The organism is Shewanella sp. SACH (assembly GCF_001887095.2).
Taxonomy (GTDB): domain Bacteria; phylum Pseudomonadota; class Gammaproteobacteria; order Enterobacterales; family Shewanellaceae; genus Shewanella; species Shewanella baltica.
Genome location: NZ_MPDG02000001.1, coordinates 306,196 through 331,325, shown reverse-complemented (window position 1 = coordinate 331,325; position 25,130 = coordinate 306,196). Strand labels below are relative to the sequence as shown.

Below are 25,130 nucleotides of genomic sequence, written 5' to 3'. Positions count from 1 at the left end.
TGGATTCAAATCAACCACAGCGCTTTGATGCACAAAGCGTTAGTAAAAAATGAAAAGTCCACATTCGCCCAATAAAAAAGCCGCAACAGGATTGCAGCTTTAGATGCGGTGAGTACCAAGCTACCTAAGGCGAATTACCAACCTGAATCTCATCAGATTCCTTCGCTTTACCTTGCTCAATGGCAATTTCCACCCTGCGGTTACGGGCACGATTCTCCGGTGAATCGTTTGGCACTATCGGGTTATTAGACGCCATGCCCACCACTTTCATCCGTTTAGAATCAAAGCCTTTAACTTGCACTAACTCGTGGGCCACTGCTACTGCGCGCTTGCTGGATAAATCCCAGTTAGAGCTATAAAGCTCATCGCTGATTTGCATATCATCCGTGTAACCCGATACCGTAATAATCCCCGGCACATCTTTTAGCAGTTCGCCAACAGATCGCACTACAGGCTTAAATCGCGGTTGAAGGAAGCCCGAACCAGAGGCAAATGCACCCTTCTCACGGATACGGATAATAATCTGCTGACCTAAGGACTCAATTTCGATCGCACCATCGGTGATCTCTTTATTGAGCTCCTGCGCCATCTTCTTCACTTCTTGATTGATCTTATCCTGCGCCGCTGCCGCTTCGGCTTTAACCGCATCGGCCACTTCCTGCGCCGTTGCAGTGGCTTCACCACCACGCTGAGAACCACTTTGCTGCTGAACGCCGCCAGCACTGTCGTCTTCACCCGCTTGGTAATCCAATACAGGTTCCGTCATTTCATTGGTTTGCTGGTTGATAATTTCAATCGGCGTGGGATCGGGACGTCCTGGTCTAAATTCTAAGGCAATAACAGACGTCCCTTTCGGGATATCTTTGACTTCCACCTTATTTTGCACACCAAAGGCATACTTCATTGAGCCCGCGATCTGCTTAAACTTCATTACGTCCATTTCGGAAAATGACAATAACAACACGAAGAAACACATCAACAGCGACATCAAGTCAGCAAAGGTCGCCAACCACATCGGTGCTCCGGCCGGTGGACAGTTGCACTTAGCCTTAGCCATGGGCTACTCTCCGTCCGTTGTATCTATTTTGCGATTTTTCTCAGCCAGATAATTTTTCAAGAAGCCTTCAATCACCCGTGGGTTTTGTCCGTCTTGAATCGCCAATACCGCATCCATAATCAAATTACGGTTCAGCATTTCTTCACCCATCCTAAGCGTTAACTTATCCGCGATAGGAAGACAAACCATGTTAGCGACCATAGCGCCATATAAGGTTGTTAACAAGGCCACCGCCATCGAGGGGCCGATGGATTTAGGATCTGACATGTTTGACAGCATGGCCACAAGACCCACCAGCGTACCTATCATTCCCATTGCCGGACCTACGTCACCAAACGCTCTAAAAATGCCGATCCCAGTACGATGGCGCTCTTCGGTCAGCGCAATATCCTTCTCTAAGGCCGCGCGCACCACTTCACCATCGTGACCATCAACAAGCATGTCGACGGCTTTTTGCATAAAGCTGTTAGTAATCTGCGCTTCTTCTAAGGCTAAAAAACCGCCTTTACGGGCGGCATCAGCCATAGTCACGGACTGTTCAATCAAATCTTCTGGCTTATCAATCTTAAAAATAAACGCTTTGGCGGCGATTTTTACCGCACTAAAAAACTGTTTAAGATTGAACTTCATCATCACCACGAAGAAGGACCCACCGAAAACAATAAGAATCGAGGGTACATCAACGAAAATCATTAAACCGCCGCTGGTGGCCATTGCCCCGAGGATAAAACCAAAGGCACCCACAATTCCAATTACTGTTGCTAAATCCACAACGGCTCCTCAATTTTCGTAATAAACGACATAATACTTACCCTAGGTAAGCAATAACACTCAGTTGTTCCACTGAGTAAGATAATCCCACCGACACACATGCGAGCCTTGTCTATCCAGTTAAAAATTACCATACAAATGATGATACTATTGTCAGTTATCGGACACACACTAAGCAAGTTTAGCGACAATTTATATTTTCTGAAAAAATTTCAGTAACAAAGCGTGCTATTGAGCAAATATCTTTAGTCTGAATTTGACCCTAAAGCCGCCCTGATATACCTTGTGTCCGCTAAATCAAAGGAAGCATAAACGTGGCGAAGAAACCCGAAAATCTCAGTTTTGAAGAATCCCTTGGCGAACTCGAGCGCATTGTTGCCGATCTAGAACAAGGCGATATCTCCCTCGATGACGCGTTAAAACAATTTGAACGTGGCATCAATCTGGTTCGAAATAGCCAAGCAAAACTCGAACAAGCCCAACAAAAAGTGGCCATTTTACTGAAACAAGATGAAAATGCGCCCCTATCCCCCTATGCCGTTGAGGGCGAATAAGCGTGTTAGTCAGTGCCATTCAAGAATATCAACAACGGGTTGATAATCAATTAAAACAGCGTTTTAGTACGCTTGAAGATACTGCTCCCCAATTAAAAGCCGCCATGACTTACGGCGCCTTATTGGGTGGCAAACGCATTCGACCTTTCCTTGTCTACAGTGTCGGACGTATGTTTGGGGTCGAGCTCGAAAAATTAGATGCTTGCGCCGCAGCCATTGAATGTATCCATGCTTATTCATTGATCCACGACGATTTACCCGCCATGGATGATGATGAACTGCGCCGTGGTCAGCCCACAGTGCATATCGCTTTTGATGAAGCGACCGCCATTTTAGCGGGGGATGCACTGCAGACCTTAGCCTTTGAAATTGTCACCGAAGCGGTCCCTGGGATCAGCAGCGAGCAACATATCGCTATGGTCAGAGTATTGGCAAAAGCCTCAGGTTATCGTGGCATGTGTGGCGGCCAAGCGATAGACTTAGCCTCAACAGATAAACATATTGATCTTAAAGCATTAACTCAGTTACATAATATGAAAACGGGCGCCCTTATCAGCTGCGCCGTTGAGTTAGCGTTAATCGCCGCAAACGCGCCAAAAAGTCAGTATGCTGCTATGATGGATTTTGCCCATGCGGTCGGACTCGCCTTTCAAGTACAAGACGATATCCTTGACATCGTAGCCACCACCGAAGAACTCGGTAAGCCGCAAGGCTCTGATACTGAATCGAATAAGAGTACGTTTCCACAACTACTTGGACTACAAGGTGCACAAGACACCGCCAAACAACTGATCCAAGAGGCACTATCAGCGCTGGCTAAATTGCCATACAATAGCCAGTTAATTGCAGACTTCGCCCGCTATATCATTGAGCGAAGAATATAATAAGAGTCGAAGTATCTCGCTATGAGTTTGGACATTTCTCAGTTTCCCGTGTTGGCGCAGGCCAACACCCCTAATGAACTCCGCCAGCTTCCTCAGGCACTTTTACCACAAGTAGCCGACGAACTGCGCGAGTTCCTTCTTAAGTCTGTTGGCATATCCAGCGGACATTTTGCCTCTGGGCTCGGCACAGTGGAACTCACTGTTGCGTTGCACTATGTCTACAACACCCCTTTTGATCGGCTAATTTGGGATGTGGGCCATCAGGCTTATCCCCACAAAATTCTCACGGGTCGTCGCGACAAGATGCACACCATTCGCCAAAAAGATGGCTTGCATCCTTTCCCATGGCGTGAAGAAAGTGAATACGACACTTTCAGCGTTGGGCATTCAGGCACGTCTATCAGCGCCGCACTGGCGATGGCGATTGCCGCAGAAAAAGAACAAGCGGGTCGTAAAGTCGTTGCCGTGATCGGTGATGGCGCCATGACTGGTGGTATGGTGTTTGAAGCCATGAACCACGCAGGCGACTTACACAATGACATGCTCGTGGTACTGAACGACAACGAAATGTCGATCTCTGAAAATGTCGGCGCCCTCAATAACCATTTAGCCCAACTGATGTCAGGCCGTTTCTACACTACGCTGCGCGAAGGCGGCAAGAAAGTATTGAAAGGCATGCCCGTCATCAAAGAAATGGCCAAACGCACTGAGGAACACCTCAAAGGCATGGTCGTTCCTGGCACCCTGTTTGAAGAGTTAGGTTTCAACTATATCGGTCCTATCGACGGCCACGATGTTGATGCTCTGGTCGAGACCATGCGTAATATGCGCAATCTTAAAGGTCCACAGGTGCTGCACATCATGACGAAGAAAGGTCGTGGTTATGAACCTGCTGAAAAAGATCCTATCGGTTGGCATGCCGTACCTAAGTTTGACCCGTCGCTGTTTAAAAAGCCGGCCACCAAACCCGGTTTACCGACCTTTTCCCAAGTCTTCGGCAAATGGTTGTGCGACATTGCCGAGCAAGATGAGAAAGTATTAGCCATAACTCCTGCGATGCGCGAAGGCTCGGGTATGGTTGAGTTTTCCCAGCGTTTCCCGAAACAATATTTCGATGCGGCGATTGCCGAGCAGCATGCAGTGACTTTAGCCGCAGGTTTTGCCTGTGAAGGCTTTAAGCCTGTGGTGGCGATTTACTCGACCTTCCTGCAACGCGCCTACGATCAACTTATTCATGATGTGGCGCTACAGCAATTACCGGTATTGTTCGCTATCGATCGCGGCGGTATTGTCGGTGCCGATGGTCCAACTCACCAAGGTGCATTCGATTTAAGCTTTATGCGTTGCATCCCCAACATGGTGATCATGGCGCCGTCGGACGAAAATGAATGTCGTCAAATGCTCTACACAGGCTATTGCTATGATGCAGGCCCAAGTGCAGTGCGTTATCCAAGGGGCTGTGCCACGGGAGCGACGCAAGTCGAAGCGATGACGGCATTACCGATTGGTAAAGGCGTGATTAAACGTGTGGGCAAACGCATTGCCATTCTCAACTTTGGCACCTTGTTAGCCTCGGCGTTAACCGCTGCCGAAAGCTTAGATGCAACGGTAGTCGATATGCGCTTTGTAAAACCGCTCGATGTTGATTTAGTCAAAGAGATGGCGCAAACCCACGAAGTGCTCGTCACTGTGGAAGAAAATGCCATCATGGGCGGCGCAGGTGCTGGCGTGCTTGAACAGCTTCAAAAGCTGCGAATGCCCAAGGACGTGCTTCAGATTGGTTTGCCTGATGAATTTATCAAACATGGCTCACCCGAGGAAGTTACCCATGACTTGCAACTGGATGCCGAAGGCATACTGGCGCAAATCAATGCTTATCTAGCGCAATAAGTGATTCAATAGATGGCGTAAGAGCGAGAACTCGGTCAAGTACTGCTGACCGATTCTGTTTGCCGATTCAGATTTCGCCCATAAAAAAAGGACTGCAATTGCAGTCCTTTTTTGTTGCTGTCTGTTAGAACAGCGGCTGTTCCAATAAAGCTTAAGCTTCGATATCTATCGTTGCGCTTTCTTGGTTAGGGCCACCCTGTGACACCATTACCATAGCAGGGCGCAGCAAGCGACTGTTCAGCTCATAACCCTTTTGCATCACCAACATCACAGTGTTCGCAGGGAACTCAGCACTTGGCTGCATGCCAATCGCTTGATGTTGATCTGGGTTAAATGACTGACCTTGTGGATCAATTTGCTTAACACCAAATTTAGCCACCGCAGTGAGTAAGCTTTTTTGAGTTAACTCAACACCTTGATAAATCGATTTAGTCGCTTCATCTTCTGGGTTAGTCCCCATCAATGCGCGCTCCATGTTATCAAGTACTGGCAAAAGTTCATTGGCGAACTTTTCCAAGGCAAACTTGTTCGCCTTTTCCACATCCATTGCGGCACGACGACGAATATTATCGACTTCGGCTGCAGCGCGGATGACTGAATCCTTCTGCTCTTCAACTTTCGCCAAAGCTTCAGCGAGTAACTGTTCCAGCTCTTCAATACGGAAATTGGCCTGGGTAAGCTCATCGATCAGACTTGCTTCTGCGGTAGATACTTCAGACTCTACACCCTCTTGGATCAGATCCTGTTCTGCTTTAATCGATTCGTTGCTCATTTTCACTCCAGCTAAAAATGCTTTGTTTCTGAAATACTCTGGGCATATTATGGGGATCAATTTTGACGTTTCAAGGCCTAAGGCCAGATCTAGCATAAATATGACCACAAAGTTTCATACTATCGGCCTTATCGGCAAACCTCATCACCAAGGGACCAACCAAACCTTAAAACGTCTGCATCATTGGCTGACAATGCAAGGCTTTGAAGTCTTAGTGGAAGAGCGTGTTGCTGCCGAACTAGGGCCCAATATCGAGGCGGTCGATTTACTAGAAATTGGCGCGCGCTGCGACTTAGCGATAGTCGTCGGTGGTGACGGTAACATGCTTGGCGCCGCTAGGGTATTAGCCCGCTTCGATTTAGGCGTGATTGGCGTTAACCGCGGCAATTTGGGCTTCTTAACCGACCTGCCGCCAGATGCCTTTGAAGAAGCACTCGCCAAAGTCCTCGACGGTGAGTTTGATACCGAGCACAGATTCTTACTCGAAGCCGAAGTCTATCGCCACGGTATGCTCAAGGCGAGCAATACCGCTGTCAACGAAGCCGTACTCCATCCGGGTAAAATTGCCCACATGATTGAGTTTGAGGTCTATATTGACGATCAGTTCATGTACAGTCAGCGTGCCGACGGCATGATAGTGTCAACGCCAACGGGTTCAACGGCTTATGCCCTCTCCGCTGGCGGCGCTATCCTGACGCCTAATCTGCAGGCCCTGATCTTAGTGCCTATGTTCCCGCACACTTTGTCGTGCCGCCCGATTGTCGTCGATGCCTGCAGCACCATTAAAATGGTGGTGTCACCGGACAATGGCGAGAACCTCGAAGTCAGCTGTGATGGCCACGTGCATTTAGCCGTGTTACCGGGCGATGAAATCATAGTGCGCCGTAGCTCAGAACGGTTACGTTTGATCCATCCAAAAGGGCACAATTATTTCCACGTGCTACGGACCAAATTAGGCTGGGGCAGCAAGTTGTTTTAAGCCAGCGCATATTTGTCCTATTCCCATTAATTATCGTTCCCCATAAAAGAGACGTCTCCCGTCTCTTTTTTATTCCTTCTATATCCCCAGAAAAAACGGCGGCTAAATACGAGAAGATCTCATTGAGATAATAGTGAGTGAACTACCCATTAGATTAAATAAACGAGCTGACATTCTCATCCATCGCATTTGCGAATTAATATCACTAACCAGTCTGATAAAAGTTCGCACAGCAGTCTTTCGCTTTATTACGTGAACTTTTTGCCTCAATTTAGCCCTGTACTCTCAATAATTCAGCTTAAGCTATTAGAAGCGGTGACTTTTAATTTCAATATTTGCGTTAGCCGCTCAATATCATCGACATTTAAGGCGCACTGTTCGCTCAAATAAACTGAAAGTAACTTAAATAACGGTTATTTAATTTCATATTAAAGTAAAATTAATTAAGTGACATGCATCACAAGAAAATTCCACCATTTAAAAAAGTGATCTGGATCACTATAAAAAACCACCTACCAACTGCAATATTAGTCAACTATAACAATAGCTTGAAATGTGCCAGCGTAACATCGCCAATTCAGCAGCATCACCCTATGCGACCTTAATCACACCTTAAAAATGTCTTAAAAAACCAATAACAGCCTATTAATGAAATAAATGGATCAGTTAATTGCAATAATGACCATCAACTTGAGTGATAACTCTAGTTTTAATAACTAAAATACCGATAACTTAAATTTAATATAATCGAAATAGATATACGCCTAGCCGTCTAAGTGATCACTGTCACAGATAGATAAATCCCCTGAGAGAAGTGTCCCGCAGCACTGTAAATTAGCATTTCATATAGCAGCCAAGATGATCTAGATCATATTAGTCAAGCCCACAATAGCGTCTAGTACACAACACAGAATGTCGAGACCATAACTCGTTGCAGTATTAACTGCTGATTTATCGGTCTGGGAAGTCGACATGAAGGCAGATGAAAAATTCTAATATCAATAATAAGACAGACCACTTTATGAAGAGGCAAGCATGACAATACTTCAACTCCTCGCCAGCTTGACGCCTGTGCTCAGTGTAATGCTATTCCTAGTATTACTCAGAATGCCCGCATCAAAGGCTATGCCCATTTCCATGCTAGTCACTGCGCTCGCCGCTGTGTTTATTTGGCAAATGGATACCACATTACTGGCGGCATCGGTCCTTGAAGGACTGCTCTCAGCCATCACACCTTTAACCATCATTTTTGGTGCTGTGTTCCTACTGAATACCCTGAAATATTCAGGTGCGATGGACACTATCCGCGCAGGTTTCACTAACATCAGCGCCGATGCCCGTGTGCAAGTGATCATCATCTGTTGGTTATTTGGTGCCTTTATCGAAGGCAGTGCAGGCTTTGGTACACCCGCCGCGATTGGCGCACCACTGCTCGTACTGCTTGGCGTGCCACCAGTTGCCGCAGCGGTTGTTGCTTTGATTGCCGACTCAGCCTGTGTGTCCTTCGGTGCGATTGGTCTACCTGTACTCTTTGGTATGGAGCAAGGCTTAACCCAAGGCGGCGTAAGCATGGCTGCGGCGCAAATTGCTGAACATGGCGGCACCTATGCTGACTTTGCGCAGTTTATTGCAATGCACATGATCACTATCGATTTAATCACAGGTTCGTTAATTCCATTAGTGATGGTATCGATTCTGACAGGCTTCTTTGGTCGCAATAAATCCTTCAAAGAAGGCTTAGCGATTTGGAAATTTGCGATTTTTGCAGGTCTTTCATTTACCGTTCCAGCGTGGATCATCAACTATGTTGCTGGCCCAGAATTCCCATCGGTTATCGGTTCTTTAATCGGTATGGCAATGGTGATCCCAGTCGCTCGCAAAGGCTACTTACTGCCTAAAGCCGCTTGGAATGATTTTGCCGAAAATGACAACCAAGAAACCGCCAAAGTGGAAACCACGGCTAAATTTTCCCAAATCGCCGCTTGGACACCTTACATCATCATGGCTGCGCTGTTAGTGCTGTCACGTACTGTTGCACCGCTAAAAGCCTGGTTATCTGGCTTTAACATCAGCTGGACAGGCTTAATGGGCACTGAACTTAAGGCGAGCTTCGCCACCTTATATGCGCCTGGTGCCTTCTTCGTTGCCGTGTGTATCTTAGGTTTCTTCCTATTCAAAATGAAAAGCCCTGCGATTAAGCAAACGGTCGGTGTGTCATGTAAATCCATGTTACCTACCATTATTTCATTAGGTGCTTCCGTGCCTATGGTGAAAATCTTCTTAAACTCAGGTGTGAATGGTGCGGGCTTAGCCTCTATGCCTGTCGCATTAGCAGATATGTTGGCAGGTTCCATGGGCGCAGTATGGGCTTGGATGGCGCCTATCGTCGGTATTTTTGGTGCCTTCCTATCGGGTTCAGCAACCTTCTCCAACATGATGTTCTCAGGCCTACAGTACAGTGTGGCTGACAATATCGGCATGAACCACGCTCTCGTCCTTGCCCTACAAGGCATAGGTGCGAACGCGGGTAACATGATGTGTGTGATGAACGTGGTTGCGGCTGCAACGGTAGTCGGTATGGCCGGTAGAGAGTCTGAAATCATCCGTAAAACCATGCCAGTCGCCATTGGTTATGCATTACTTGCGGGCACTATTGCTACCCTTTGGGGTGGTTTCTAAGCCCATTGCAAACTAAGGTCGCTGCGGCGGCCTTGGTCATTTTTAGCGTTAAGAGAGTAGCCTTATGTCAATTAATTATGACGTTGTATATAAAGACTTAATTAAACTGCTCGGCGAGTCCGCAGTATCCAATGATCCTGTTCGCCGCTTCGCTTGGTCTACCGACGCGAGTTATTTCCGCATAGTGCCAGAAATTGTTGTTCATGCTGATAATCTCGAGCAGGCAAAACACACCCTAGCCATTGCTCGCGCTCACAAGGTCCCAGTTACCTTTCGCGCTGCTGGCACAAGTTTATCGGGCCAAGCCATTGGCGATGGTATATTGCTGATCTTAGGCCACGATGGTTTTAGAACCATAGAAGTCAGCCCAGACAGCAACAAGATCACCCTTGGCGCGGCCGTGATAGGCTCCGATGCCAACGCTGCACTTAAACCATTGAATAAAAAGATAGGCCCAGATCCAGCCACATTAACCTCGGCCATGGTCGGCGGGATTGTGTCCAACAACGCTTCAGGCATGTGCTGCGGCACGGCTCAAAACAGCTATCAAACCATAGCATCAGTCAAACTCTTGTTTGCCGATGGCACTGAATTAGACACAGGCTGCGACAAATCCAAAGCGGCCTTTACCCAATCCCATGGCGAATTATTAGACTCGTTGACTGCGTTAGCAAAACTGACCCGCAGCAATGAAGTCCTCGCCCAGCGCATTCGTAAAAAATATTCCATCAAGAACACCACAGGTTACAGCATCAACTCACTGGTAGATTTCGAAGATCCCTTCGAGTTGATTAACCACTTGATTGTCGGCGCAGAAGGCACTTTAGCCTTTGTGGAAGAAGTCACTTACCACACAGTTGATGAAGCTCAATTTAAAGCCTCCGCTATGGCAGTATTCTTTAACATGGTGGATGCCGCGAGTGCGATTCCGCCGATTATTGGTGACAGTGTTGCCGCCGCCGAATTACTCGACTGGGCATCCATCAAAGCCGTGACTGGCAAAAAAGGCATGCCAGATTGGTTGAGCACATTACCTGAAGGCGCTGCAATTCTACTGATTGAATCCCGCGCTAACGATGCGCAAACCTTAGAAACCTACACCCAAGATATAATTGCCAAACTGTCACACCTTAAAACTGAACGCCCCATTACCTTCAGTAGCGATGCCAGTGTTTACAGCAAATACTGGGCAATGCGCTCTGGCTTATTCCCAATTATTGGCGGCGAACGTCCTAAGGGCAGCTCAGTTATTATCGAAGACGTAGCCTTTAACGTTGAACATTTAGCCGAAGCGGCGGCGGATTTAACCGCATTATTCAACAAGCATGGCTACCCAGAAGGGGTGATTTACGGCCATGCATTAGCGGGTAACTTCCACTTTATCATCACGCCGACCTTTGCATCGCAAGCCGATATCGAACGTTTCCAAGGCTTTATGCAAGATGTCGCCGAAATGGTGATCCACAAGTACGACGGTTCAATGAAAGCCGAGCACGGCACGGGACGCGCGGTAGCGCCCTTTGTAGAAATGGAATGGGGCGCCGATGCCTACACCTTGATGAAACGCATCAAGCACATTTTCGATCCCGAAGGCATGCTTAACCCTGGCGTTATCTTGAACGATGACAGCACAGTGCATGTGAAAAATATTAAGCCCTGCCCTGTGGTCGATGATTTTGTCGATAAGTGTATCGAATGTGGATTCTGCGAAAAAACCTGTCCAACATCGGCACTTAACTTCTCGCCGCGTCAACGTATTGCCACTTTGCGTGAAATCGAGCGCTTAGAGCAGTCTGGCGATAAAGCCGCCGCAGCCGAAATGCGCGCCGCCGCTAAATACGATGTGGTTGATACCTGCGCCGCGTGTCAGCTTTGTACTATTGCGTGTCCTGTGGATAACAGCATGGGCCAACTGGTGCGTAAACTGCGCACGCCGTACATCAGTACCACTGAACAGAAAGTATTAGATTTCCAAGCCAAACATTTTGGCGCGGTTAACCAAGTGATCAGCTCTGGTTTTGACATGCTCGGCGTGATCCACAAGATCACTGGCGATGGCATCACCAGTGCGCTGATGAAAACCGGCCGCCTGATTTCGAAAGAAGTGCCCTATTGGAATCCTGATTTCCCGAAAGGCGGCAAGCTGCCAAAACCATCACCTGCAAAAGTAGGCCAAGAAACGGTGGTCTACTTCCCAGCCTGTGGTGGCAGAACCTTTGGCCCAACGCCAAAAGATCCCGATAACCGCACTTTGCCAGAAGTAGTCGTGACGCTACTGGAACGCGCGGGTTATAACGTGATTACACCTGAGAAAACCCGCGATTTATGCTGCGGCCAGATGTGGGAATCTAAGGGAGACTTTAAAAACGCCGATGCCAAACGCCAAGAGCTTATCGATGCGGTGAGCAAAATGACCAATGGCGGCAAGCTGCCTGTGGTCGTCGATGCGCTGTCTTGTACTTACCGGACTTTGTCGGGTAATCCAAAAGTGCAGATTATCGACTTAGTTGAGTTTATGCATGACAACCTGCTGACTAAGCTCAACATCAGCAAAAAAGTCAATGTGGCACTGCACTTAGGTTGTAGCGCACGCAAGATGAAACTTGAGCCTAAAATGCAAGCAATTGCCGATGCCTGCTCTGCGCAAGTGCTCAAACCTGCGGGAATTGACTGCTGCGGTTACGCGGGTGAAAAAGGCTTGTATAAGCCTGAAATCAACGCCAGCGCGCTGCGTAATATCAAAAAGCTCATTCCTGTCGAGATTAAGGAAGGCTATTACGCCAACCGTATGTGTGAAGTCGGCCTCACTCAGCACAGTGGCATTTCCTATCGCCACTTAGCTTATCTGCTCGAAGAGTGCAGCCGCTAATCTGGTATGACAGTAGTAAACAACGGGGCGATATTTAGCCCCGTTTGTTTATATAAGCGAACTATTCTCATTTATTCATTTTTTAATATTATCGATAAATCTAAAACGGAATAAATACATTTTTAAACCAACATAATCAGTAAGTTAAAATATTCTCATTTTTGCAAAAATCTACAAGTTCATTTACTAAATTAGGGCTACTTATTCCGCATAGATAGGCCTATATTTGATCAACTACCTTAGCATTTGTGTGGACTTTGGGGTCGCACAGCAAGGCAATGTCGTTCACTAACAAGAAAGAGAAAACACAATGAAAATCGCCCTTTTCATCCCGTGTCTAGTCAATCAAATGATGCCAGAGGTTGCCATTGCCACCTTGGAATTATTAGAGAAACTCGGGCACCAAGTGATTCTACCCGCGGGTCAAACATGCTGTGGCCAGCCGATGACAAACTCAGGTTGCTTCGATGCAGCGCGCAGCACCACCCTTAAATTGCTCAACGCCTTTAAGGGAGTGGAATGCGACGCTATTGTTTGCCCTGCCGCCTCTTGCTTAGTGGCCGCCAAAGAAAACTTCCACGAGTTTGATAGCAGCCCAGAAGCACAAGCTGTGATCAACAAACTCTATGAACTGACTGAGTTTTTACACGATATCGCGCCGATCCCCGCCTTTACCAAGCCCTTCGCGCACAAAATCAGCCTGCAACTGAGTTGCCATGGTATTCGCATGTTGAACCTCGCCACCCCGAGTGAGCAAATGGGGCCAAGATTCAACAAAGTCGAAGCTGTGCTCGCCAATATTACTGGCATAGACATAGTGTATCCCGACCGCCGTGACGAATGCTGTGGCTTTGGTGGCACCTTCGCCGTCGATGAAGGCGCAGTGTCGGCCAAAATGGGCAAAGACAAGGCCCAAGCCCATGCTGCAACCGGTGCTGAATATGTGGTGGGTTTTGATCCCTCATGCCTATTGCACCTCGATGGCATGATCCGCAGACAGCAATTGCCGATTGAAATTCGCCACATAGCGCAAGTGCTGAACGCCGCGCTCTAGGAGACTCACCATGGCTTACAATCATAATCACGGGGCTCAAGGCTCACAGGTCCATGCCCATAAAGCAGATATTTTTTGCCGCGACGAAACCCGTGTCGACTGGCATTCAAAAGCCCTGTGGATGCTCAGAGAAAAACGCGACCGCGCCGCGGGTAGCATCCCAGAATGGGAACAACTGCGTCAGTTAGGCTCAGAAATTAAGCTGCACACACTAACCCATCTTGCTCAATATCTTGAAACCTTTGAACAAAACTGTATCGCCAACGGCATACAAGTCCATTGGGCCAAAGATGGCGCCGAGCACAATCGCATCGTGCATGACATTTTATCCCGCCATAAAGTCAAAAAATTGGTGAAGTCTAAGTCTATGCTGACCGAGGAATGCCACCTCAATCCGTACTTAGAACAGCGCGGCATTGAAGTCATAGATACCGACTTAGGTGAGCGGATTATTCAGCTCGCCAAAATGCCACCATCACACATAGTTGTGCCCGCGATCCATATGAAGAAAGAAGAAGTCGGCGACCTCTTCCATGAGAAAATCGGCACTAAAGCGGGGGGGTCCGATCCCTTGTATTTAACCCGCGCCGCCCGTGCCCACCTGCGTGAACAGTTCCTTAGCGCCGATGCCGCGATGACAGGCGTGAACATGGCGATTGCCGATAAAGGCGCCGTGGTGGTTTGCACCAACGAAGGCAACGCCGACATGGGCGCTAACCTGCCTAAGTTGCAGTTGCATTCAATGGGTATCGACAAAGTGGTGCCCGATATCGATAGCGCAGCCGTCTTGCTACGCACACTGGCGCGCAACGCCACAGGCCAACCAGTTACGACTTACAGCGCCTTTTACCGTGGCCCACAGCCCGAAGGTGAGATGCATATTATTATCGTCGACAATGGCCGCACTGAGATGCTTAAGGATAAAATCCTTGCAGAATCATTGAAGTGTATCCGTTGTGGTGGTTGCCTCAATACCTGTCCTGTGTATCGTCGATCTGGCGGTTACAGCTATAACTACACCATTCCGGGCCCAATTGGCATCGCTGTGGGCGCTAAGATTGATGACACTAACTCGATTGCTTGGGCCTGTACCTTGTGTGGCAGCTGTACCTATATCTGCCCGACTAAAGTGCCGCTCGATAAGATTATTTTCCACCACAGACGCCTTAAGGCCGAAGCTGGAAAACTCCCCTATGGCAAAAACAGTTACATGCCATTAGTGGGTAAATTTATGGCAAGCGAAACCATGCTGAACTGCTCTATGAGTGTGGCGAGAACTGCGCTGCGCATTCTACCGGGTAGTCTGTTAAAACCCTTTAGCGGTGCATGGGGTAAATACCGTGAACTGCCCGTCGCCCCGAACTCCAGCTTCGAAGCTTGGTTTAAGAAACACAGGAGCCTATAAGATGTCTAGTAAACTTGAAATTCTCAATGCGCTCAAACTGTCGGCCTTAACAAATCATCCTATGCCAAGCATAGATGTGACGCCAAGGGTCGAAAATCTCGTCGGCCAGTTCGAGACCAACCTCAATACTGTCGCGGGTACGCTGCATAAAGAAGGTGGCTTAGTCGCCCTGCAAGCCAAAGTCGATGAACATATCGCCCAAGGGTTACAGGTCATCTCCCTTGTAGAGGGTGTCACGGCAAACCGTGAAATGCCACCCACTGCCCACGAGCTCAAAAACATAGATTATGCAGTGATCCCAGGTGACATTGGCGTTGCCGAAAACGGTGCCATTTGGGTGAACAATAAGAATCTAGGCCACAGAGTCACGCCTTTTATCTGTGAAAACCTGATCTTAGCCCTGCCAGCGAATAAGATTGTGCCGACCCTACATCAGGCAGCTAAAGAAATCACGTTAGCCTCAGGTGAGTTCGGGGTGTTTATCGCGGGTCCATCAAAAACCGCCGATATCGAACAAGCCCTCGTCGTCGGTGCCCACGGCGCCTGCAGCTTGAACGTGTATTTGCTCTGATTCCTATAGATTTAATGTAACCAAGAAAATTCAAGGGTTACAGGACAATCGAACACGAAAGCCGCCTTCATTAGCGGCTTTCTTATTGAGACTTCGCTGAATGATATTTGAGTTGTAGGCTGATAAACCACTAACACAGCTTACCAATTAACGTTTATTGACAAGCAGTTTACAGGCTTGACATGGCATTCACTCACCGACTCGGTGAATAGAAACCTAGGGCCTCGAACGACAAGCTTATCAACGAGAGCCATGGTCGTTCTCATGCATCCCTGCATTGCACGACATTCAGGCGGCCTGCCTATCAGATGGCAAACTGGCCGTTAAACACGGATGTTGTTCAAGTCAATCCGTGGATGCAGGGCCGCTCCATCCTGCTCTTTGATGAACGGCGCCATCTCTGATATTTATCTGTGTACGTTAGTGACGCTTAAATATAAACCCAACATTAAGATATTGATTTAAAATGTGATATTACTACATTCTAAGGCAATCGTTAGTGATAAGCAGGGGATCTTTATCAAGTCGCTTTAACCACGTGCGATAGCGCACATACTGAGGATACCTTGGTAGTCTCCTCGACTCGGTTGGCTGTATTCTCGACTACGTCTATTAGGCATTTATAGTAAAGGTGAGTAAATGAACGAAGTATTACTACAAATAAAGGCGCTCACCAATGGTGATCCTTTGTTGACGGCTGTCACTGTTGGAGTATTAACATTAACGTTAATTGGACTCGTAGGCTATATGATAAAAGATGTCCCCGCGAAGCTGTTAAGTTGGCTCAGTAGTCTGCTGTTTGTGCGGCTCACTATAGACGATAGCCATCAGGCGCGCACAGAGGTATTCAATAAACTGTCCTTTTTGATCAGTAATACTACCATTCCGTTTTTTTCACGCTCTATCTCTGAGGCTGTGTACTATGACTATAGTGTGAGTTACGACGGGCGTGTCAGTGTTAAGTCTATCGGCTACGGTATGCACCTGTTTAAATACGGTGGTTGTTTCATGTTGGCTACCCGCTCTAAGGTCGATAGTACGATGGCATACGATACTATTACTGTAAGTGCACCATGGTGGGCAAAAGATAAACTACATAGTTTTTTAGAAGATACTCGTGGAGACATCTCTACTGAGCCGAAAGTTAATATTTTCGAAGAAACCGAATGGTGTCGCTATGGCATATTGAAATCATCGGGTTTTAGTGAATTAGTGCTAGATGAAGGGTTTAAGCAGGAGTTGATGGGGGAAGTTGATAACTTCGCAAGTAGGGGGGAATCGGTTGTAAGTAAGCTAACCATACTGTTACATGGAAAAACGGGTACGGGTAAGACGGGTATAGCGAGGGCGTTAGCTGTTGAGTATCATCGCGATCTATACATATTGAATCTATCGACTGTAAATGATGCCACTATTCATAAGGCTATTAGAAAAGTACCGCCCGGAGCTATGTTGTTAATCGAGGACTGTGACTGTGTAAAGGCTACGGTATCACGAACTGCTGAAAGCAATGCAGATAACCCACCACTCACTTTAGGTGGCGTTCTAAACGCGTTAGACGGAATCATTCCTCTTGATGACTGCCTTGTAATAATGACCACAAATCATCCTGATAATCTTGACCCAGCGTTGATACGTAAAGGTCGTGTAGATGTCAGTATTGAAGTACCACTTATTAGTGCAAAACAAGTTAATGAAGACTACTTTGAACGTTTTGGCGCAGTTCTTAATAGAACTGAGCCATTGTTAGGTTGTGAAGTCTATGAACTCCATCGCAGAGCGAACTTAAGATATGGTGTGTGTTGTAAGCCAGTGTAACCCTCTTCCTCTGTAATAGACGAGAGTGTCTTCAACACTTATCTGAGTTCTGCGAGGGTGCGGCCTCATTTTGAGGGGCGCTTAGAAAACCATATCGATCTGTGAAATTAACCTGACACAGAATTATGTACAGCCTCTACAAACCTCCTTGTTTAATGCTTAACCCAAGCATAGTCGGAGGTTAACAACTGCGCTATTAAGCGCTGGGTTTCACTGTATTCTTTTTCCATAGATAAATTTATTTATGCAAATAAAATCCAAACTTTTCAAGATATTGTCTATTACGTATTTTTATTTTTTCTATATATTCATTTGTTTTATCTTCCCCCATATCTAGACAAGATAAAAACTCAACCACATCGCCTTCTATTAATGGATATCCCCCCTTTGATTCTATTGCATTTCTAATTATCTTTTCTCCAAGCAACTTATCACCAACACAGTAATGCAACAGGCCTAAATTCAACTGACTATAAACACCAGAAACTGATGATGGAAATAAACTTAACAGTTTAATAAAATCATTTTGTATTTTTACATCATCAAAGTCTTTTACTCTTTGGGTAATATAATCAGCCACCTCATTTATCAATGTATCCTCATCTTTTTTAGGCGATAATAATTCAGAATTTACATTATATGAAATTAGTCCACTACGTCCTCCTCCAAGGTCCCATCCATCAAAAACCCAAAACGTTAGTGGTTCACTAGGGTAAGAAAAATGAATCAACGGGCAAAACCAAGTACAAACTAAAATACCTGCGCGAGCTTTGATAAGAAAAACACCTTTCAAAAGTTCGTCATCTGAGCTCTCTGAAACAAATATTTTTGCCAATTTAAACTTAGAAACAAAAAATAAACCACTTAAATTATCAGAAAGCTTGGAGTAAAAATTTTTATTCATATACGCCTCGTTAAAAGATTATTAATTACCTTGTACCAAAACAAAAATATGGCTATCAATTTTAGACCAAAAACATAATGCACTTTTGGTTTGTCTACACTTGTACGAGCTAAAATAGCTTAAACTAGAGCCATTAAAAAATTGGTGTATTTAAGACATGCTAACAAAAAAAATCTGGCCATCCATTTTAGATCAACAACATAATGCACTTTCAGTTTGCCTACAACTTGTACGAGCAAAAATTGCTTAAATTAGAGTCATTAAAAGTTGAAGGGCTAAAGCTGATGCATAAAAATGAGCTAACTCATTAAAAAACGGGTGTATTTTAGACATGCCCACCCAATAAAACAAATGGGCAGTGATTGGTTTGGATAAGCAAGGTTACAGTGAGTTGCAGGACATGACATCCCATTTTTAAGCTAGGCCAGTCAATAATTGATTTTTTACTTTTTATAAGGGAACGACCAAGTGTTCTTGGGCGTTTTTATATTTGGATTAACCAATCGCAATGCATCGTATAGTTCGCTTCGCTTATATGGATAGTTGGGACTCAATAAAACTGATGAACCATTATTCATTTTCACTGAAATGAGGCTAGCGTTTGCGCCTATATCTGTACTGTGTTCAATTTCAATAATGTCTTGCGGATTGACGCTGAACGTCCATTCTTTAAAAGTAGGATGAAATGAGCTCAACTCAGAATTTGTAAGCTTGATATAAAATTTTGCCGGATGAGTAAGTAACCATGCTGCTAGCAACAATAGTACAAGCTCTGAGCCCACAACAATATATTTTATATAAAACAAGAATTCGTCATAAAAAGGCTCATTTTTTGAAATCAACATCCAAATAAGCCAAAGGATAAGCGGCAAAAATAGCATATTGAAAACGAGCACTTTGGCTTGTTGTTTTCGGCTTCTTTCGTAATAGAAAAATGTGCGTTCGATATGCATACATTTAACGCCCAGATTTAGCACGAAAAGCTGCGCGGCGGGTTGACGTTGCAGCCGGCACTTTTTGCTGGCGATAACATTTGTTTGTTATGTATCCGATGATTCATTAAACAATAACTTATTTGAAAATGGATCTGTCACAGTGAAACACCTCGCCCCCCAAGTTGCCTCTTCAATGCTTGGCTTATTATATTTGTATGGCATTGCAGTAATTTGTGTAAAAAGTTTATCTAGGTTGCTGACATTCACGAAAACCTTACTGCCAGGCGTGCAGTCACCGGAATGTTCACTTAGGTGTAAAACAAAATTGCCAAGCGACACTTGCATATAAATAGGGTAACCCTCTTCAAAACGATGTTCCCAATCTAACTCCATGCCAAGAAAACCAAGATAAAACTCTTTGGCTTTATCTTCATCAAAAATCCGCATAATTGGGATAGCCTGAAACTCCATGTCAACAACTCCATCACTGATAAAACCAAACAACTGACTATTCTAAATCGACAACATAATGCACTTTAGGGTTACCTACAACACGCTCAGATTAAAATGGCTTATTAAACGAGCGCTTTGGTAAATTGCGGATATAAAAAATGGCAGCGAAAAAGACTTGCGCTGCCATTTCGATGAAAAAAGCTCAGTCGATGTTTCTACAACAATCCGTTACATAAAGGCTTTAGTGAACGCTTCCTTCGACTGGCGAATGTAGTTACGGGCGCTTTGGGCGTGTTGCTCCCATACGGCGCGATCGCTTGGGTCGGTGAAGGGGTTTTGTTCAGTGGCAATCGAACGTTCAAATTTATCGTAGAAGGTTAGCATGGCCGAGGTGATCTGGTTAAAACGCTCCTTGAATTCTTGAAATTCATCAATTTTTTCAGTAGTTTTAATCATGTACTGCACCAGTTCAGCATTGCTATTCGAAGCCAATAAAGCTTCGGCTTTGGCGCTGATATTGGCACTCGCCTCAGTAATCACAAGTGCTCGAGTCTGCTCATCTTTACTCATCACTCGGCTGTAGTTTTCAGGTGTGCGAGCAATGCCAGCATGCTGTAAATAGCCGCGTAGATGCTTATCGAGATCCTTACGGAACGTATCTAAGTTCTTCTGCATGCTGACTAAATCATTGTCTAGTGCCGTGACTTGTTGCAGCTCTTTTTCGATTTCAGACATAAAGCGTTCGGCCTGCTGATAAATTTTCAGGCCATTTTCTTCGGCAAACTTTTTATCGCTACGGCTCAAGTCGCTGTTGTCATAATTAGAGCGATCGAAGGTCGCGGCCAAGAATGATTTAAAAGGTTCGGCAAAGGCGGAATAAGCACCGGCACTGACCACATTTAAGGTCGCTGTGGCCAAGTCGCCAAAGGGTTTCACCATAGAGCCTAAGCGTGCCTGCTGGATAGGTGATGCCACACGTTTAGTGTCGGATAGCACCGACCTAAAGGTGTTATATCCCATAGGGTTAGACATCTTGTTGCGCTCAGATGTTGCCAACACAAAGGTGATACTGGAATAGATGGCATTCGAGTATTCGAGGTATTGTCTTTGGCTCTCAAGCTGGGCGGCGTAATTTTTACCTAAAGTGCGGAACGACTCAGACTGCACTTCGTAGTTCTTGTCAGCTTTAAGCTTATCTAAAATCCCGCCGATAATTTTCTGCTCATTTTTTTGCAGGGCCATATCGAGGCGAATTTTATCTAAGCTCAAATCGTCCAGACTGATGGGGCCATTAATGGACTCAATGTCGAGGCGAATATACTGGCGGCTCGGATCGTCGATAGAGACTCTGTGTGCTAAATACTCGTTCGCACCCGGAGTGATATCGATTAAGGCAACATGCTGCCACTGGGCATCGAGCTTTAATACTGGTGAGGTTAATACATTGATTCGATACTGGGTTTGAGTATTTTGGGTTTTAACCCAAAACTCCAACAGACCCGCTTCAGAAATGGGGTACTTGCTGACTATGCTGCTATTACCTTCGGCACATAACAGCGCACTTTCACCACTGTGGGGTTCAGCGCCTTCAAATTGACAACCCATGATCCACGACCAAGGTTGAGATAAACGATTGCCTTCAAAGTCGCTGGCAAACACTAACTCATTCTCTTTGGCACTGGCATTAACAGTGGTTAACACGCCAAGCAACAGCATAGAAATGACTGCAGTGGTGCGCATAAGGGCCTCATAAAACATAAATTACTAAAATCAACGAGCGAGTCATTCGGCTCAATACCCAGTTATATCGACGATCAACTGACCCAAATTTCAAAGCGAATCTAGCTGGTTTTCTGAGGGTTATGACCTCGAAAAAACCGCCAGCTTGAAGGCGTCATTTTTGATAGCAGATTAAACCAGCGAAATGTATCAGAGGCCATCATCCCACGCTAGCCCTAAGTCATGTTTGGCGCAGAAAGATAGCAGTTGAATGGCAATCGGGGCCATAAATCGCCCCGATACTGAAAACAATAGTGAAATTAATGATGAAATCGATTATAAAATTGATTATGAAACTCAGGGAAAACTAACCACTTATGCCTCTGTTCATATATCTATTCTTACCGCTTGTCTGGCCGCTTATTTTGCCTTCCTTTGCCCTCTTCCCTCATCATCAGCGCACGCAAAAAAACAGCCAAAACCAAGACCCAAGCAAAACAGGATTATTGCAGCCGCACCTCGACTCGCTTCATGGCGTAGAACATCCATATCGTCAGAATAGTGCTACAGGTTGCGAGCGATACCCACACACCAATCACGCCAAACATCCAAGCGAAGCAGTAGATAATCGCCGCGATCAGGATAAGTTTCGCGCCCGTCAGCATAGAGGCTTGTTTCGAGCAATTAATCGCTTGGAAGAAACTCGCACCGACTAAGATTAAACCTTCCATTGGTAAGCCCCAGAAATACCAGCGCATCCCTTCAATCGCCACGGGCGTTAGGTTCTGATTATCGCCGGCAAACAAATACACTAACCATTCTGGGCGAGAATAAATCAGCGCTAAGCCCAAGGCAGCGGTGAGCAGTGTCATACCAAAGGCAATATTGCGTGCCTGCTTGACCCTATCGAAACGCCCAGCGCCCGCATTGAAGCTGTAAATGGGTTGTGTGCCGAGGGCGATACCTTCAAAAATCAAATAGAAGAATGCTTCTGTGTAACTGACTACGCCATAGGCTGCCACGTGTAAGGGGCCGCCCACCCACAAAAATGCCGTGTTGTGTAGGGTTAACACTATCGATAAATAAAGGTTCATCAAAAAGCTGGGTAAACCCACGCGGGCTATGTTCAAGCAATTGTCGAGCTTAAGCTTCATCTGCTCAAGGTCGATCCTCAACTGAGTCCGAGGACTGAAAAAATGCTGCAAACACAAAAGTCCAGTCACCGCCTGCGACATCATAGTCGCAATCGCAGCGCCCGCTAAACCAAAGGGGAAGACCACAATAAACAGCCAATCTAAGAAAGTGTTTAATACACCGCCCAAGATCAGTACCCAAGTTACCATAGATGGCCGACCATCATTACGCAGCAATGTGGTGAAGGTCATTGAAATAATAGGGAAATGACACAGAGCGAAATACCAGAACAGGTATTCGTTGGCGTTTTCGAGAATGTCCCCCTGCGCCCCGAGGGCGATCAAAATATCCCGCGAGAATATCCCACCCATGAGGGCAAAAATGGCCCCTGCCAATAAACACAAACTAAAGGCATTACCAAGTAATTTACGGGCCTTAGCCACATTGCCTTGACCAAGGTTGATCGACACTAATGCCGCGCTGCCCATGCCGATCATAGCGCCAATCGCATACAAAATAGCGCCGACTGGATAGGCTAACATCATCCCCGCCAGCCCTGTTTCACCCAAATAGTGGCCAACGAAGATGCCATCAATCGTCACATAGACGCCCGTCACCAACATAGAGGCGATGGTGGGTATGGTATAGCGCCAAAAAAGCTTCGCAATCGGCTCCTCGAGCAGGCTCATATCCGCAGGAGCATGATTAGATGTTATTGCTGTCATTAGCGTTTCTCACAAAAAAGGGGGCAAGAGTCGTATCTATTTAGAAAAATGATCGGGTGAACAAAAATGCGACAATGGATTGTACCTAAAATCAGCCGTAACTCAAAGCAAGTTAAGTATGAAGATGTAACCACAAAGATTAATTATCACAATGACTTAAGTGTACACAGTCCAATTCCAGTCAAATGACAAACCGAGCACAGTCCAATAACAGATGTAGGCTAACTCATCATTTTTTGCTACTTTTTTGGTGTTTAAGGCCGAATTAGGTAAAGTATCAGCTCAAGCAAGCCTATTCGCGTATTTTAGCAAGATGAAATGATTAACTATAAAAATTTAAGATATTGATAATTAATGGCTTAATTAATAATAAATTCAATAACAATAATAAGGGAAGGACATGAGTCAGAATAGTCCAAATGCAGGCAACGACCTGCGGGAAGTCAAACAGCTCGGTATGTGGGCCTCCATTACTAGCTTAGGTTATGTGTTTTGGCTGGTCGGCGGGATGGAGTTAGTCGAGCGTATCGCCTACTACGGCGTCAAAGCCAGTGCGGGGCTGTACGCTAAAGCGCCTGAGTCTGCGGGCGGCCTTGGCATCAGCCTAAGCGACTACGGCATTATTATTTCCCTCTGGGCGATCATGCAAACCTTTGTCCCAGTGTTCACCGGTGGCATGTCTGACCGCGTCGGCTACAAAGAAACCATCTTTGGCTCCACCATCATTAAAATATTTGGCTATCTGGTGATGGCATTCTTCCCCAGTTTTTGGGGTTTCCTTGCTGGCGCATTACTCCTTGCCATCGGCACAGGGATATTTAAACCGGGTATTCAAGGCACCTTAGTGCTGTCCACCAATCGCAATAATACCTCTATGGCTTGGGGCATTTTTTACCAAGTCGTCAACATTGGCGGTTTCCTCGGGCCGTTAGTGGCCGTACATATGCGCCAATTGTCGTGGGACAATGTGTTTTTCGCCTGCGCCGCGATTATCTCACTCAACTTCTTATTTTTACTGACTTATACAGAGCCAGGTAAAGCCGAGCGACTCGCACGTAACAAACAAATCAAGTCAGGTGAAGTCAAACAAGAAGCCCTGTGGCGTGATGCTTGGCGTGAGCTGAAAAAGCCGATTGTGATTTACTACATGTTGGTATTTTCAGGCTTTTGGTTCCTGTTCAATGCCCTATTCGATGTGTTGCCTATCCATATTTCCGAATGGGTCGATACCAGCGTAATAGTCACATCCCTTTTTGGCAGCGAAGGCACCAGTAACGGCATTCTGCAATTTTGGCTTGGCCTCAATAACGAAGGCACTAAGGTGATGCCCGAAGGCATGCTCAACCTTAATGCTGGCCTGATCATGACCTGCTGCTTTATCGTCGCCGCACTGACGGCTAAATACCGTATCACTACTGCTATGTTTATTGGTTGTTTGCTGAGTATTTTGGCCTTTGTGTTTATCGGCGCCTTCCATGCGGCTTGGTTTATCGTGCTCGCAATTGCGATGTTCTCCATTGGCGAAATGATGATTAGCCCGAAGAAAAATGAGTTTATGGGCAACATAGCGCCCGAAGGTAAAAAAGCCATGTACTTGGGCTTTGTGATGTTACCCCAAGGGATCGGCTGGGGATTAGAAGGCTACTTTGGCCCTAAACTCTATGAGATTTATGCATCGAAAGAATTGTTTTCGCGGGATTTATTGTTAGAGCGCGGCATGAACAGCACTGAGGTTAGCGCCATTCCCCAAGGTGAAGCCTTTACTACCTTGGTGAGCTACACAGGTGAAAGCGCCCAGGATCTCACCCAACTGCTGTACCACAGCCATAACATTGGCATGGCGTGGTACATCATCGCCGCCATAGGGACTATCTCAGCGGTGGGGATTTTTATCTATGGTAAGTGGTTACTCACACTGCAAAGAGCCCAGCAAGCCGCCTAAGCGGGACTCGCTAAC

Annotated in this window: 19 protein-coding genes; 11 read left to right on the top strand and 8 right to left on the bottom strand. The window is 46.1% G+C overall.

Translation table 11 applies throughout. The features are described from left to right. Nucleotides 1-124: 124 nt before the first annotated feature. Together BM607_RS01335 and pomA are read right to left on the bottom strand one after the other, a co-directional pair. Nucleotides 125-1,057, bottom strand: coding sequence for a flagellar motor protein MotB (locus tag BM607_RS01335; RefSeq protein WP_006080886.1), 933 nt, complete (start codon nucleotides 1,055-1,057; stop codon nucleotides 125-127). A 3-nt stretch (nucleotides 1,058-1,060) separates the two neighbouring features. Then, nucleotides 1,061-1,828: a flagellar motor protein PomA gene (gene pomA / locus BM607_RS01330; RefSeq protein ID WP_006085155.1), complete on the bottom strand. Its 768-nt coding sequence runs from the start codon at nucleotides 1,826-1,828 to the stop codon at nucleotides 1,061-1,063. A 314-nt stretch (nucleotides 1,829-2,142) separates the two neighbouring features. Here pomA and xseB point away from each other — a divergent pair, with 314 nt between their 5' ends. The 3 genes from xseB to dxs are packed head-to-tail and all read left to right on the top strand — an operon-like array spanning nucleotide 2,143 to nucleotide 5,156. After that, nucleotides 2,143-2,382, top strand: coding sequence for an exodeoxyribonuclease VII small subunit (gene xseB / locus BM607_RS01325; RefSeq protein WP_006080884.1), 240 nt, complete (start codon nucleotides 2,143-2,145; stop codon nucleotides 2,380-2,382). 2 nt (nucleotides 2,383-2,384) lie between these two features. Then, the gene (gene ispA, locus BM607_RS01320; protein ID WP_071939130.1) at nucleotides 2,385-3,266 is read left to right on the top strand and encodes a (2E,6E)-farnesyl diphosphate synthase; all 882 of its coding nucleotides are present in this window, start codon (nucleotides 2,385-2,387) and stop codon (nucleotides 3,264-3,266) included. A 21-nt stretch (nucleotides 3,267-3,287) separates the two neighbouring features. Beyond that, nucleotides 3,288-5,156, top strand: a complete 1,869-nt coding sequence (dxs, locus tag BM607_RS01315; RefSeq protein WP_071939131.1) for a 1-deoxy-D-xylulose-5-phosphate synthase — start codon at nucleotides 3,288-3,290, stop codon at nucleotides 5,154-5,156. 151 nt (nucleotides 5,157-5,307) lie between these two features. Here dxs and grpE read toward each other — a convergent pair whose 3' ends face one another. Further along, nucleotides 5,308-5,928, bottom strand: a complete 621-nt coding sequence (gene grpE / locus BM607_RS01310; protein ID WP_006080881.1) for a nucleotide exchange factor GrpE — start codon at nucleotides 5,926-5,928, stop codon at nucleotides 5,308-5,310. Nucleotides 5,929-6,028: 100 nt separating this feature from the next. Between grpE and nadK the strand changes: the two genes are divergently transcribed. The 7 genes from nadK to BM607_RS01275 all read left to right on the top strand — a co-directional run bounded on the left by nadK (nucleotide 6,029) and on the right by BM607_RS01275 (nucleotide 17,303). Then, nucleotides 6,029-6,907 carry an NAD(+) kinase gene (gene nadK / locus BM607_RS01305; protein ID WP_012588194.1) on the top strand — a complete coding sequence of 293 codons (879 nt, stop codon included), beginning with the start codon at nucleotides 6,029-6,031 and terminating at the stop codon, nucleotides 6,905-6,907. A 1,035-nt stretch (nucleotides 6,908-7,942) separates the two neighbouring features. After that, a complete protein-coding gene (locus BM607_RS01300) occupies nucleotides 7,943-9,586 on the top strand; it encodes an L-lactate permease (protein WP_006085150.1) in 1,644 nt (547 codons plus the stop codon). A 64-nt stretch (nucleotides 9,587-9,650) separates the two neighbouring features. After that, nucleotides 9,651-12,455 carry an FAD-binding and (Fe-S)-binding domain-containing protein gene (locus tag BM607_RS01295; protein WP_071939132.1) on the top strand — a complete coding sequence of 935 codons (2,805 nt, stop codon included), beginning with the start codon at nucleotides 9,651-9,653 and terminating at the stop codon, nucleotides 12,453-12,455. Between the two features lie 310 nt (nucleotides 12,456-12,765). After that, complete coding sequence (locus BM607_RS01290) at nucleotides 12,766-13,509, top strand: (Fe-S)-binding protein (RefSeq protein ID WP_006080877.1); 744 nt, start codon at nucleotides 12,766-12,768, stop codon at nucleotides 13,507-13,509. A 10-nt stretch (nucleotides 13,510-13,519) separates the two neighbouring features. Continuing rightward, nucleotides 13,520-14,914, top strand: coding sequence for a lactate utilization protein B (locus BM607_RS01285; protein WP_012588197.1), 1,395 nt, complete (start codon nucleotides 13,520-13,522; stop codon nucleotides 14,912-14,914). A gap of 1 nt (nucleotide 14,915) precedes the next feature. Then, nucleotides 14,916-15,485 (top strand): LUD domain-containing protein, encoded by a 570-nt coding sequence (locus BM607_RS01280; protein WP_006080875.1) that lies wholly within the window; start codon nucleotides 14,916-14,918, stop codon nucleotides 15,483-15,485. 639 nt (nucleotides 15,486-16,124) lie between these two features. Further along, nucleotides 16,125-17,303: an AAA family ATPase gene (locus BM607_RS01275; protein ID WP_071939133.1), complete on the top strand. Its 1,179-nt coding sequence runs from the start codon at nucleotides 16,125-16,127 to the stop codon at nucleotides 17,301-17,303. Nucleotides 17,304-17,541: 238 nt separating this feature from the next. Here the strand turns inward: BM607_RS01275 and BM607_RS01270 are convergent, their stop codons facing one another. From BM607_RS01270 to BM607_RS01245, 5 genes are all read right to left on the bottom strand, one after another. Continuing rightward, nucleotides 17,542-18,207, bottom strand: coding sequence for a hypothetical protein (locus tag BM607_RS01270; protein ID WP_071939134.1), 666 nt, complete (start codon nucleotides 18,205-18,207; stop codon nucleotides 17,542-17,544). A gap of 443 nt (nucleotides 18,208-18,650) precedes the next feature. After that, a complete protein-coding gene (locus tag BM607_RS01265; protein WP_071939135.1) occupies nucleotides 18,651-19,160 on the bottom strand; it encodes a hypothetical protein in 510 nt (169 codons plus the stop codon). An 87-nt stretch (nucleotides 19,161-19,247) separates the two neighbouring features. Continuing rightward, nucleotides 19,248-19,613, bottom strand: coding sequence for a glyoxalase superfamily protein (locus tag BM607_RS01260; RefSeq protein WP_011846274.1), 366 nt, complete (start codon nucleotides 19,611-19,613; stop codon nucleotides 19,248-19,250). Nucleotides 19,614-19,823: 210 nt separating this feature from the next. Beyond that, the gene (locus tag BM607_RS01255; RefSeq protein WP_006085141.1) at nucleotides 19,824-21,335 is read right to left on the bottom strand and encodes a hypothetical protein; all 1,512 of its coding nucleotides are present in this window, start codon (nucleotides 21,333-21,335) and stop codon (nucleotides 19,824-19,826) included. Nucleotides 21,336-21,817: 482 nt separating this feature from the next. Next, nucleotides 21,818-23,173 carry an MATE family efflux transporter gene (locus BM607_RS01245; protein WP_071939136.1) on the bottom strand — a complete coding sequence of 452 codons (1,356 nt, stop codon included), beginning with the start codon at nucleotides 23,171-23,173 and terminating at the stop codon, nucleotides 21,818-21,820. A gap of 400 nt (nucleotides 23,174-23,573) precedes the next feature. On the opposite strand from BM607_RS01245, the gene BM607_RS01240 reads away from it, so the two are divergent. After that, a complete protein-coding gene (locus tag BM607_RS01240; protein WP_071939137.1) occupies nucleotides 23,574-25,115 on the top strand; it encodes an MFS transporter in 1,542 nt (513 codons plus the stop codon). The last annotated feature ends 15 nt before the right edge of the window (nucleotides 25,116-25,130 follow it).